This window comes from Halomonas denitrificans, assembly GCF_003056305.1.
GTDB lineage: Bacteria > Pseudomonadota > Gammaproteobacteria > Pseudomonadales > Halomonadaceae > Halomonas > Halomonas denitrificans.
In genome coordinates this window covers 211,200-223,083 of sequence record NZ_PYVX01000001.1, presented here as the reverse complement: position 1 = coordinate 223,083, position 11,884 = coordinate 211,200, and the positions used below count along the sequence as shown (strand labels likewise).

The following is an 11,884-nucleotide window of genomic DNA, read 5'->3' as shown; positions in this document are numbered from 1 at the left end:
GGGCGAGGGCCCCGGCAGAGGAGGGCGGATCAGTCGCGAGCGGCCTCGTAGGCCTCGAGGATGGCGGCGCCCTGGTCACCGGCGCGGCCGGCCCACTCCTCGGTCATGGTCGCGCCGACCTCCTCGAGCAGGGTGGCGAGCTCGGGCGTCGGCTCGCTGACCTCGATGCCGTTCTCCTTGAGCACCGCGAGGGCGTCGGCGGTTTCCTGGCGGCTCATCTCCCAGCCGCGGGTCTCGGCCGCCTCGGCTGCCTCGAGCACGGCCTGCCGGGTCGCCTCGTCGAGGCGCGAGAAGGCCTTCTCGCTGACGATCACCATGTTCTTCGGCAGCCACAGCTGGGCATGGTTGAAGTGGCTCAGGTAGTCCCAGGCCTTGGTGTCGGCACCGGTGGCCGGCGAGGTGATCATGGCGCCGACGCGCCCGGTGCTGAAGGCGGTGGGGATGTCCGGCACCTCGACCTGGGTCGGCACGGCGCCGACCAGCTGGGCGAAGCGCTCGCTGGCGGTGTTGTAGGCCCGCATGCTCAGGTTCTTGAGGTCGTCGGGTTCTTCCACCGCCTGCTGGGTGTAGATGCCCTGGGGCGGCCACGGCACGGCGAACAGCAGGCGCAGGCGCTGCTCGGCGAGCTCCTCGGCGATCACCTCGCGGGAGGCCTCCCAGAGGAGTTCGGCATTCTCGTAGCTCGAGGCGAGGTAGGGCACGGAGTCGACCTCGAAGATCGGGTTCTCGTTGGCCAGCCGCGACATGATCAGCTCGCCGATGGGCACGATGCCGCGCCGCACCGAGTTCTTGATCTCGGCGTGGCCGATCAGCGAGCCGTTGGAGTGCACGGTGATGTCCAGCTCGCCGTCGGTGGCCTCGCGCACGTCATCGGCGAACTCGCGGATGTTGACGGTGTGGAAGGTCATGTCGCCATAGGGCGTGGGCATGTTCCACTCGGTCGCCGCCTGGGCGGTGCCGCCCAGGGTGGCTAGGCTGAGACCAAGGACGGCGGCCGAGGTCAGGGAGCGGAGCGGGAAGCGGACGGTCATGGGCGGTACCTCGTGTCGAATGCGTGGGGTCGTGGCGGGACGGCGGGCGGCGTCGCAGGGCGCCGCCGGCGGGTCGTCACGAACCAGTCTAGCGGGTGTCTGGACGGCAGATTAGGGAGGCGAGGGAGTCAGAGTCAACGATCTGTAGACTAAAGAACGATGTCTTATCGATAAAACGTTGATAAATTCTCGTCAAATACTCGTTTGGAGGAGATGGAGCATGAAGCGCCTGCTGCTCAACGCCGACATGGGCGAGAGCTTCGGTCCCTGGGTCATGGGGCTGGACGACGAGGTCATGCCCCACGTCGACCTCGCCAACGTCGCCTGCGGCTTCCACGCCTCCGACCCCGACGTGATCCGCATGACCGTGCGCCTCGCCAAGCGCCACGGGGTCACCGTGGGGGCCCACCCCGCCTATCCGGACATGGTCGGCTTCGGCCGGCGCTCGATGGCCTGCACGGCCGAGGAGGTCGAGAACCTGGTGCTCTACCAGGTCGGCGCCCTGGCCGGGGTGTGTCGGGCCGAGGGGCTGGAGGTCGGCTACGTCAAGCCCCACGGCGCCCTCTACAACGACATGATGCGCGACCCCGAGATCCTCGCGGCGGTGATGCGCGCGCTGGTCGCCTATGACCCCCGCCTGCCGCTGATGGTGATGGCCACCCGGGACCCGTCCGCGACGCGTGAGCTGGCCGAGCGCCACGGCGTGACCCTGTGGTTCGAGGCCTTCGCCGATCGCGCCTACGACGCCGAGGGGCGGCTGGTCTCCCGGCGCGAGCCGGGCGCCGTGCACCACGACCCCGAGGTGATCGTCGACCAGGCCCGGCGCATCGCCCGTGGCGAGCCGCTGACGGCGAGCGACGGCAGCCAGCTGGTGCTGGCCGCCGACACCCTCTGCGTGCACGGCGACAACGCCGAGTCGATCGCCGCCATCCGGGCGATCCGCGAGGCCCTCGACGGCTCCGCGAGCGGCTCATGAGCCGGCGTCTCCCCCGCGGCCTGCCGCGCCTCGAGCCCGCCGGCCTCGACGGCTGGATGGTGCGCCTGTTCGACACCATCGACGAGGCCAACATGCCCTGGCTCACCGCCCTGGTGAGGGAGTGCGAGGCGGCCTTCGGCGAGACGCTGGTCGACCTGGTGCCGTCCTACACGACCCTGCTGGTGATCTTCGACCCGCTGCGGCTCTCGCCGGCCGAGGCCCGCCAGCGGCTGGGGGCACTGCTGGCGCGGCTCACCCCGGACGAGGAGGCGGCTGATGCCCCGGTCAAGGAGCTGCCGGTGTGGTACGACGCCTCGGTGGGGCCGGAGCTTGGCCGACTGGCCGAGCTCGCGGGGATGAGCCGCGAGGCGGTGATCGCCTGTCACAGCGAGCGGACCTACCGGGTCTTCGCCCTGGGCTTCGCCCCGGGCTTCGCCTTCATGGGCAGCGTCGATGCGCGGCTCGAGGCGCCGCGCCTGGAGACCCCGCGTCGCCGGGTACCGGCGGGCAGCGTGGCCGTGGCCGGCCGCCAGACCGCGGCCTATCCCGCGGTCACGCCGGGCGGCTGGAACCTCATCGGCCGCACTCCGGCGGTGCTCTTCGATCGCGACCGCGAGGGGTTCAGCCTGTTGCAGGTGGGCGATCGGGTGCGCTTCGTGCCCATCGAGCGCGCCGAATTCGAACGACGGGGCGGCGATGCCCGCCCGATGGAGGAGGCGCGATGAGCGATGCCGTCGACGGCCTGCGCGTGATGCGCGCGGGTCCCCTGGCGCTGCTTCAGGATGCCGGGCGCTGCGGCGTGCGCCGGCTGGGCGTGACCCAGGGCGGGCCGGCGGACCTGCACGGCTGGGCCTGGGCCAACCACCTCGTCGGCAATGCCTGGGGCACGCCGGCCCTGGAGGTGACCTTCGGCGGCCTGGAACTGGTCGCCGAGCGCGACCTGACGGTGGCCGTGGCCGGGGCGGACCTCGGCGCGACCCTCGACGGCGCGCCGCTCGATGGCTGGCGGTCGTTCTCACTCGAGGCCGGCCAGCGCCTCGCCTTCGCCACGCCGGTCAACGGCCTGAGGGCCTACCTGGCGGTGGCCGGAGGCTTCGCGGCGCCGCCGGTGCTCGGCAGCGTCGCCTGCGTGGTGCGCGAGGGGCTCGGCGGCCACGACGGCCGGGGCCATCGGCTGGCCGAGGGCGATCGCCTGCGGGTCACGCCGCAGCGCGCCGGAAGGGGGTGCGAGCTGGGGCACGAGGCCCCCTCCGAGGCGCGGATCGACTATCGCCGGCCCGCCGAGCTGTCGCTGCTGCCGGGGGCCCAGGTGGGGGAGTTCAGCGGGGAGAGTCTCTACCGGGCCTTCAACGCGCCCTGGCGGGTGGACGATCGTGCCGATCGCATGGGCGTCCGGCTCGCCGGCCCGCCGCTATCCTGCCGGATGACCAGCATGATCTCCGAGGGGATCGGCCTTGGCGCCGTGCAGGTGCCGCCCGACGGCCAGCCCATCGCCCTGCTCAACGATCGCCAGACCATCGGCGGGTATCCTCGGCTCGGCGCCCTCACGCCGCTGGCCTGTTCCCGGCTGGCCCAGTGCCTGCCGGGGCAGGAGGTGCGGCTGAAGGCGGTCGCCACCGAGCCGGCGCTTGAGGATTACCGGCGCTTTCGCGCCGCCTTCGCCTGAGACGGCGCCCTCCCGGGCGCCGCGTCGGAGTCGCGCCTAGGCGCCCAGGCCGCTCTCGCGCAGCAGCTGGTCGATGCTGCGCTCGGCCCGGGGGGCGCCGCCCTCGAGCAGCAGCTGGGTCTCCAGGTCGCTCAGGCCATCCTGCACCAGGCGCTCGATCAGCTCGGCCTTGGTGATGCCGGTGTGCTGGCAGGCCTGCTCGAGGCGGGTCTCGATGTCGCGGGAAAAACGCAGCAGGTGGGGCATGGGGCTAGTTCCTTGCAGTGGGTCTGAGTCGAGTGTCGCGACGGTGGATGACACCATCATGACGTCTTGTTCGGGCGAGGGAAATCCCCGGGGGCGGCGGCCGTGGCGGCGCCGGCCCCTCAGGCCAGCCCCTGGCGCTTCATGGCGTCGGTGATGATCGGTACCGGCGTCATCAGGTGCTCGCGCATCATCCGGGCGGCACGCGGGACGTCGCGGGAGAGGATGGCCTCGACCAGCGCCTCGTGCTCCTCGCGCTTGCGCGCCAGGGCCTCGCCCGAGAAGACGGTCTCGCGCAGCCACAGGTGGCGATAGCGCTCCACCTGGTCGAAGAGGCTCTCGCGCACCTTGAGCAGGTGGGGCGAGTCGCAGCCGGCGACGATGGCGGTGTGGAAGGCCTTGTGGCGGGTGTCCCACACCTCGAGCTGCTCCTCGGGGCTGTTGACCTCGGTCACCTTGGCGAGGGTGTGGGCCTTGGCCAGGATCTCGGCCTCCCAGTCGTCGCCGCCGCGCTGGATGGCCAGCTCCAGCAGCAGCCCCTCGAGCTGGGCCCGGGCGTCGTAGAGGTCGGCGAGCTCCGACAGCGACATGGGGGCGACCCGATAGCCCCGCTGGCTGATCGCCACCACCAGGTGCTCGGCCACCAGCTGCGAGAGGGCCTCGCGCAGCGGGCCGATGCCGAGGCCGTAGCGCTCCTTGAGCCCGCTCATGCGCAGTTTCTCACCGGGCGTGAAGACGCCGCGGATGATGTCGTGTTTCAGCCAGTGGTAGGCACTGACGCCGAGGTTCTGCTTCGAGATGGTGTCCATGGCCCGCTTGTCGTCCTGAGTGTCCCGATCATCATACCCAATGATCGCCACTGTGGTGAATCATCGCCTCCACGACCAAAACATGGACGCTTGCGGCGATGGTGGACATTCTGACCGGGTCAGTCGGCGGCCTCGCGGGGCTGGCGCAGCTCCTGCCAGGCCGCGTAGGTGCTGAGGAACACCCGGCCGGTCAGGTCGTCGAGGAAGTCGCTGTGCTTGAGGCGATCCATCACCGGTCCCTTCACCTCGGCGAGGTGCAGGGTGACCGAGGAGTCCTGGAGCCGGGCGTTGATCGCCTCGAGGCTCTCCAGGGCCGAGGCGTCGATCAGGTTCACCGCCGAGCAGATCAGCACCACGTGGTCGAGCTCGGGGCGGCTGGCCACCAGGGCGTAGAGGGTGTCCTCGAGGTAGCGGGCGTTGGCGAAGTAGAGGCTCTCGTCGACGCGCAGCATGGCCAGGTGGCTGACGGTCTCGGTCTGGTGGCGGTGCACGCTGCGAAAGTGCTCGGTGCCCTCGATGCGACCCACCAGCACGCTGTGCGGGCGGCTGGTGCGGTAGAGGAAGAGGCCGATGGAGAGCAGCACCCCCGAGATGATGCCGGCCTCCACGCCCTCCACCAGGGTCAGCACGATGGTCACCGCCATGGCCGAGAAGTCGCTGCGCGAGTAGCGCCAGGTCTGGCGCACCAGGGGGATGTCCACGAGGGTCAGGATGGAGACGGTGATGGTGGCGGCGAGCGTGGCGATGGGCAGGTGGTGGAGCAGCGGGGTCAGCGCCAGGGTGACCGCCGCGATGCCGAGCGCCGCGAACAGCCCCGCCATGGGGGTGCGCGCCCCGGACTCGAAGTTGATCACGGTGCGCGAGAGCCCGCCGGTGACCGGCATGCCGCCGGTGAAGGCGGCGGCCACGTTGGCGCCCCCCAGGCCCACCAGCTCCTGGTTCGGCGAGATCCGCTCGCGGCGCTTGGCGGCGAGCATCTGGGCCATGGAGATCGACTCGACGAAGCCGACCACGCTGATCAGCAGCGCCGGGACCAGCAGGCGCTGCCACAGCGACGGCTCCAGCGGCGGCAGGGTCAGCGGCGGCAGCCCGCCCGGCACCGCCCCGACCACCGCCACGCCCCGCTCGGCGAGCCCCAGCTGCCAGCTGAGCAGGGTGGTCACGACCACCGCGATCACCGGCCCCGTGCGGGTCAGCAGGGCGGCGAATCCCGCCGGCAGGCCCATCGCCACGAAGGCGCGCTGGCCGAACTGGCGGATGCCCACCAGGAAGGCCAGGCTGCCCAGGCCCATCAGCAGGGTCGGGCCGTGGGTCTGGCCGAGCTCGCCGGCGAGGCTCGCCACCAGGTCCAGGGCGGTGAAGCCGCTGGCCTCGATGCCGAGCAGGTGGGCCGCCTGGCTGGCGGCGATCAGCACCGCCGAGGCGGAGAGGAAGCCGGCGATCACCGGGTGGCTCAGGAAGTTGGCGAAGAAGCCCAGGCGCAGCAGCCCCATGGCGGTCAGCATCAGCCCCGAGAGCAGCGACAGCACGAGTGCCGCCTGGAGGTACTCCGGCGTGCCCGGCGTGGCCACGCCCGAGAGGGCCGCCCCGGTCATCAGGGCGATGATCGCCACCGGCCCCACGGCCAGGGTCCGGCTGGTGCCAAGCAGGGTGTAGGCGAGCAGGGGCAGGATGCTGGCGTAGAGGCCGACCACCGCCGGCAGCCCCGCGAGCAGGGCATAGGCCAGCGACTGGGGGATCACCATGATGCTGACGATGGCGCCGGCCAGCAGGTCGGCGCCGGCCAGGCGGCGGGTGTAGTGGGGCAGCCAGGTGAGGATCGGGAGGTAGCGCTTGAGCATCCTGTCACGCCGTGTCGGTGGTGGAGGCGGCGGGCAGTGGCCCGCGGGCATGCCGACCAGACTAAACGATATTGGTCTCGAGGTTCAGGCTTGGTTAGCATCGGGTGAATCAGCGATACGCAGTGACACCACCAACGATGACAACGCCCAAGGACACGCCATGAAGCCCGAGACCCTCGCCCTGCACCACGGCTACGCCCCCGACGACCAGCACGCCGTGGCCGTGCCGATCCACCAGACCACCTCCTTCTCCTTCGACAGCGCCCAGCACGCCGCGGACCTGTTCGATCTCAAGGTCGAGGGCAACATCTACTCGCGGATCATGAACCCTACCTGCGCGGTGCTCGAGCAGCGCCTGGCGGCCCTGGAGGGCGGCATCGCGGGCCTGGCCGTGGCCTCGGGCATGGCGGCCATCACCTATGCCATCCAGACCATCGCCGAGGCCGGCGACAACATCGTCTCGATCAGCGAGCTCTACGGCGGCACCTACAACCTCTTCGCCCACACCCTGCCGCGCCAGGGGATCGAGGTGCGCTTCGCCGACAAGGACGACATCGAAGGCCTCGAGGCGCTGATCGATGCGCGCACCAAGGCGGTCTTCTGCGAGAGCGTGGGCAACCCCTCGGGCAGCGTGGTGGACATGGTCGCCCTGGCCGAGGCGGCCCATCGCCATGGCGTGCCGGTGATCGTCGACAACACCGTGCCCACGCCCTTCCTGTGGCGGCCCATCGAGCACGGCGCCGACATCGTCATCCACTCCGCCACCAAGTACATCGGCGGCCACGGCACCACCGTGGGCGGGGTGATCATCGACTCCGGCAAGTTCCCCTGGGCCGAGCATGCCGAGCGCTTCCCGCTGCTCAATGAGCCGGACGTCTCCTACCACGGGGTCTGCTACACCCGTGACCTGGGCGAGGCGGCCTTCATCGGCCGGGCGCGGGTGGTGCCGCTTCGCAACATGGGGGCGGCGCTCTCCGCCCAGGCGGCCTGGAACCTGCTGCAGGGCCTCGAGACGCTGTCGCTGCGCATCGAGCGCATCTGCGACAACGCCCTCCGGGTCGCGGAGTACCTCGAGGGGCATTCCGCGGTGACCTGGGTGCAGTATGCCGGCCTCGAGAGCCACAAGGACAACGGCCTGGCCCGCCGCTACATGGACGGTCGTGCCTCGGGCATCCTCAGCTTCGGCATCAATGGCGGCCTCGAGGCCGGCGCACGCTTCTACGATGCCCTGGGCATGATCCTGCGTCTGGTCAACATCGGCGATGCCAAGACCTGCTCGTCGATCCCCGCGGCGACCACCCATCGCCAGCTCAACGAGCAGGAGCTCGCGGCGGCCGGCGTGACGCCTGACATGGTGCGCCTCTCCATCGGCATCGAGCACGTCGACGACATCATTGCCGACCTGGATCAGGCCCTGGCGGCGAGCCAGGCCTAGGGGCACCGGGCCACTCTCACGGCGCCTCCTGTCGGGGGCGCCGCGGGTATCGCCAGGACCTCGCCATCGCGTCAGGGCCTCGAGCGTCAGTCCGGGTCGAGCAGGCTCCGGTCGAGCCGACGCTTCCAGGCCAGCGCCAGGCGCCCGCCCCACCAGTGCCGGCCGCGGATGGCCAGCCCCTGGCTGCCCAGGTCGAGGATGGTGACGGCGAGCCGCCGGGGCACATAGGGCCTGGGCGGCTCGCCGGCGAGGCGGGCGCCGAGATTGTCGGCCAGCACGGCGGCCTGGTGCCGGTCGTGGAGGATCAGCTTTGGCAGCACCCGATGCATCAGGGCCGCGCAGTCGCCGGCGGCGAAGATGTCGGGAGAGCCCGGGCTCTGCAGGGTCTCCTCGACGGCCAGGCCGCGCCCCGGGATCAGCGGCAGGCCCAGTCGCTCCAGTCCCTCGGGCGGGGCGAGGCCGGTCGCATGTACCACGTGGTCGGCCGCCAGCCACTGCAGGCTGTCCTCCCCCCAGCCGTGATCGGCGGCGGTGAAGGTCACGCCCCCCGGGGCGTGGCCGGTGACGTTCACGCCGATGCGCACCGCGATCTCCTGGCGCGCTAAATAGCACATCAGCCAGCGTACGGCCCCCGCCGGGGCGCCCTCCAGCAGCCGGTCGTCCCGCGTCACCAGCAGGATCTCGGCATGCCCACCTCGGCGCCGGGCCAGCTCGCGCAGCTGACAGGCGATCTCCACGCCGCTGGCGCCGCCCCCGACCACGACGATCCGCGGGGTGAGCCCGCGGGCGAACGCCCGCTCCAGGCAGTGGCGCAGTGCCAGCAGGCGCGCCACCGGCTTGATCGCCCAGACCCGGGGGCCCGGCGACGAGGGGGGCGGGCAGTGGCTGGCGGAACCCAGGTTCAGGGAGAGCAGCGAGAAGGGCAGCGTGCGGCCGTCCTCGAGCCGGGCCCGTCTCGCCTCGGGATCCAGGCTCGCCAGGCGTCCGCGGATCGGCGTCACGCCATGCCGGGTTGCCAGCCGCACCGGATCCAGCCGACCCTCGCTGGCCGCATGCCGTCCGCCCAGCAGGCCGGCGGCAGAACCGGCGTGCCAGAAGCCGCCGGGGTCGACCAGCGTCACCTCGGCCGCCGCGAAGCGGCGTCGATGGCACAGCAGCTGCAGGTGGACATGGCCGGCGCCCACCAGCAGCAGGCGGGGACGCTCGGCGCGGGGAGAGGCGATCGTCATGGCGCGATGGTAGCCCAAAGGCGAGGCGCGGGCGATACGCGGCCCGCGCGGGCCGATCAGCGCGCCGCCATCCCGGGGGCGGCGCGCCGGCTATGGGTCTGCCAGGCCGACCAGGAGTAGAGGGCCAGGCCGAGCCAGATCAATATGAAGGTCGCCAGCTGCGTGGCCGGCAGGGGCTCATGGAAGACCCACAGGGCGATCGCGAACTGGATGGTCGGGTTGAGGTACATGAGAAACCCCAGGGTGGCCAGGCGCAGGCGCCGCGCGGCCCCGGCGAAGGCCAGCAGCGGAAGGGCGGTGATCACGCCGCTGGCGATCAGCAGCAGCGTGGTGCGGCCCTCGTCGAGGAAGTGGGAGAGCTCGGCCTGGGTGAGCCACCCCAGCGCCATCAGCGCCAGGGGCAGCAGCAGCAGGGTCTCGACGAACAGCCCCGAGAGGCCGTCGAGACGCACCTGCTTGCGCAGCAGCCCGTAGGTGCCGAAAGAGAAGGCCAGCGTGAGGCTGATCCAGGGCAGCTCGCCAAGCATCACCAGCTGGATCGCGATGGCCGCGACGGCCAGCGCCACCGCGACCCCCTGCAGGCGCGCCATGCGCTCGCGCAGCACCAGCATGCCGAGCGCCACGTTGACCAGCGGCGTCATGAAGTAGCCGAGGCTCGCCTGCAGCACGTGGCGCGTCTCCACCGAATAGATGTAGAGCCCCCAGTTCAGCGCGATCAGTAGCGCGCAGCCCAGCACCCGCCCCAGCCGCCGCGGCTCGGCCAGGGCCAGGCGCACCGGCGACCAGCGCCCGAGCAGGGTGATCAGTCCGGCCAGGAAGGCGCAGGACCAGATCACCCGGTGGATCAGCACCTCGAAGGCGGGCACGCCCTGGAAGAGGGCGAAGAACAGCGGGAAGCAGCCCCACATCGTGTAGGCGGCCAGGCCGAAGGCCACGCCCCGGCCGGTGTCCCGGGCATCGGCGGCGGTGACGGAAGCGGAAGAGCGCGTCATGGGGATCTCGGTCGCAAAGACCCTCGAGGTTAGCAGGCTATCGGCGTCGCCGCCATGCGCGCCCGGCTGACGCGACGCCGGTGCTGCGGTAGTCTGGGGGCCAGAGACATCCCCCGGACGGAGTGCCCCGATGAGCGAGTTGCGAACCACCCTGGTGCAGTGCGATCTGCGCTGGGAAGACCCCGAGGCCAACTGCCGCATGCTCGAGGAGACGCTGGGCGACCTCGGCGCCGACGACACGGACCTGATCGTGCTGCCGGAGATGTTCGCCACCGGCTTCACCATGAACTCTCGCGAGATGGCCGAGCCGATGGCCGAGAGCCGCACCGTGGCCTGGCTCAAGGAGCAGGCGGCCCGCCGCGGCTGCGTGGTCACCGGCAGTGTGGCCGTGGTGGAGGAGGGCGACTACTTCAATCGCTTGATCTGGGCGCGCCCGGACGGCAGCCTGGTGCACTACGACAAGCGCCACCTGTTCCGCATGGCCGGCGAGCACGAGCGCTACGCCATGGGCCACGAGCGCGTGATCGTCGAGCTCAAGGGCTTTCGGCTCCTGCTCAGCGTCTGCTACGACCTGCGCTTCCCCGTCTGGCTGCGCCAGCGGCCGGAGCCCGGTGAGCACTTCGAGTACGACGCCCTGCTCTGCGTGGCCAACTGGCCGGCCCCGCGTCGCCACCCGTGGCGGGTGCTGCTGCAGGCGCGCGCCATCGAGAACCTGTGCCCGGTGATCGGCGTCAACCGGGTCGGCGAGGATGCCAAGGGCCTCCCCTACGCCGGCGACTCCATGCTGATCGATGCCAAGGGCGAGGCGCTGATCGACGAGCCCCGCGACGCGCCCTTCCTGAAGACCGGCACGCTCTCCCTCGACGAGCTGCAGGCCTTCCGCGAGAAGTTCCCGGCCTGGCGCGACGCCGACCACTTCGGCCTCGCCGACGGAGTGGGCTTCTGATGCGCCTGGACCGATTCCTGAGCGAGACCACCGACCTGACCCGCAGCCTGGCCAAGAAGGCGCTGCACCGCGAGGAGGTGCGGGTGGATGGCGAGGTGGTCAAGAACCCCGCCACCCAGGTCGACGCGAGCCGTCGGGTCACCTGGAACGGCGAGCCGCTGGCGCTGGTCGGCCTGCGCTACGTGATGCTCCACAAGCCCGAGGGAGTCGAATGCAGCGCTCGCCGGGGCCTCTATCCGCTGGTGCGCGAGCTGGTCGACCTGCCCCACGTGGAGCGGCTGCAGACGGTGGGGCGCCTCGACGTCGACACCACCGGCCTGGTGCTGCTCACCGACGATGGCCAGTGGTCCCACCGGGTGACCTCGCCGAAGCGGCGCTGCGGCAAGGTCTATCGCGTCACCCTCGCCGAGCCGCTGGAGGGCGAGGCCCTGGAGGCCGCCGTGACGCAGTTCGCCGAGGGGCTGTGGCTCGACGGCGAGGAGAAGCCGACGCGTCCCGCCGAGCTTTCGATGCGCGAGCCGCGGGTGGCGGAGCTCACCCTCTTCGAGGGCAAGTACCACCAGGTCAAGCGCATGTTCGCGGCGATCGGCCACCATGTGGCGGCCCTGCATCGCGAGGCGATCGGCCCGCTCTCGCTCGGCGAGCTTGCCCCCGGCGAGTGGCGGGAACTCAGCGAGGCCGAGCGAGCCCAGTTCTGAGGGGCGTTCTTCTGTCCT

The 11,884-nt window shown here is 71.2% G+C and carries 12 protein-coding genes; 6 read left to right on the top strand and 6 right to left on the bottom strand.

The window, feature by feature from the left end; all coding sequences use genetic code 11:
• Positions 1-29 precede the first annotated feature (29 nt).
• A complete protein-coding gene (locus tag C9F13_RS01025; protein WP_108444391.1) occupies positions 30-1,031 on the bottom strand; it encodes a TRAP transporter substrate-binding protein in 1,002 nt (333 codons plus the stop codon).
• Between the two features lie 220 nt (positions 1,032-1,251).
• Between C9F13_RS01025 and C9F13_RS01020 the strand changes: the two genes are divergently transcribed.
• The 3 genes from C9F13_RS01020 to C9F13_RS01010 are packed head-to-tail and all read left to right on the top strand — an operon-like array spanning position 1,252 to position 3,673.
• Complete coding sequence (locus tag C9F13_RS01020; protein WP_108444390.1) at positions 1,252-2,007, top strand: 5-oxoprolinase subunit PxpA; 756 nt, start codon at positions 1,252-1,254, stop codon at positions 2,005-2,007.
• On the top strand, positions 2,004-2,732 hold the full coding sequence (pxpB, locus tag C9F13_RS01015; protein WP_108444389.1) for a 5-oxoprolinase subunit PxpB: 729 nt from the start codon (positions 2,004-2,006) through the stop codon (positions 2,730-2,732). Before C9F13_RS01020 ends, pxpB begins: the two co-directional genes overlap by 4 nt.
• Positions 2,729-3,673 carry a 5-oxoprolinase subunit C family protein gene (locus C9F13_RS01010; RefSeq protein WP_108444388.1) on the top strand — a complete coding sequence of 315 codons (945 nt, stop codon included), beginning with the start codon at positions 2,729-2,731 and terminating at the stop codon, positions 3,671-3,673. The genes pxpB and C9F13_RS01010 overlap by 4 nt, the downstream gene beginning before the upstream one ends.
• A 36-nt stretch (positions 3,674-3,709) precedes the next feature.
• Here the strand turns inward: C9F13_RS01010 and C9F13_RS01005 are convergent, their stop codons facing one another.
• From C9F13_RS01005 to C9F13_RS00995, 3 genes are all read right to left on the bottom strand, one after another.
• On the bottom strand, positions 3,710-3,919 hold the full coding sequence (locus C9F13_RS01005; RefSeq protein ID WP_108444387.1) for a hypothetical protein: 210 nt from the start codon (positions 3,917-3,919) through the stop codon (positions 3,710-3,712).
• A gap of 119 nt (positions 3,920-4,038) precedes the next feature.
• The gene (csiR, locus tag C9F13_RS01000; RefSeq protein WP_108444386.1) at positions 4,039-4,725 is read right to left on the bottom strand and encodes a DNA-binding transcriptional regulator CsiR; all 687 of its coding nucleotides are present in this window, start codon (positions 4,723-4,725) and stop codon (positions 4,039-4,041) included.
• Between the two features lie 119 nt (positions 4,726-4,844).
• A complete protein-coding gene (locus C9F13_RS00995) occupies positions 4,845-6,566 on the bottom strand; it encodes a SulP family inorganic anion transporter (RefSeq protein ID WP_108444385.1) in 1,722 nt (573 codons plus the stop codon).
• A gap of 160 nt (positions 6,567-6,726) precedes the next feature.
• Here C9F13_RS00995 and C9F13_RS00990 point away from each other — a divergent pair, with 160 nt between their 5' ends.
• A complete protein-coding gene (locus C9F13_RS00990) occupies positions 6,727-8,001 on the top strand; it encodes an O-acetylhomoserine aminocarboxypropyltransferase/cysteine synthase family protein (protein WP_108444384.1) in 1,275 nt (424 codons plus the stop codon).
• Positions 8,002-8,087: 86 nt separating this feature from the next.
• On the opposite strand, the gene C9F13_RS00985 is transcribed toward C9F13_RS00990, so the two are convergent.
• Together C9F13_RS00985 and rarD are read right to left on the bottom strand one after the other, a co-directional pair.
• Positions 8,088-9,230, bottom strand: coding sequence for an NAD(P)/FAD-dependent oxidoreductase (locus C9F13_RS00985; protein WP_108445301.1), 1,143 nt, complete (start codon positions 9,228-9,230; stop codon positions 8,088-8,090).
• Between the two features lie 56 nt (positions 9,231-9,286).
• Entirely contained in the window at positions 9,287-10,222 is a 936-nt protein-coding gene (rarD, locus tag C9F13_RS00980) for an EamA family transporter RarD (RefSeq protein WP_108444383.1), read from the bottom strand.
• Between the two features lie 130 nt (positions 10,223-10,352).
• Between rarD and C9F13_RS00975 the strand changes: the two genes are divergently transcribed.
• Positions 10,353-11,168 (top strand): amidohydrolase, encoded by an 816-nt coding sequence (locus tag C9F13_RS00975; protein WP_108444382.1) that lies wholly within the window; start codon positions 10,353-10,355, stop codon positions 11,166-11,168.
• Positions 11,168-11,866: a pseudouridine synthase gene (locus C9F13_RS00970; RefSeq protein WP_108444381.1), complete on the top strand. Its 699-nt coding sequence runs from the start codon at positions 11,168-11,170 to the stop codon at positions 11,864-11,866. Before C9F13_RS00975 ends, C9F13_RS00970 begins: the two co-directional genes overlap by 1 nt.
• Positions 11,867-11,884: the final 18 nt, after the last annotated feature.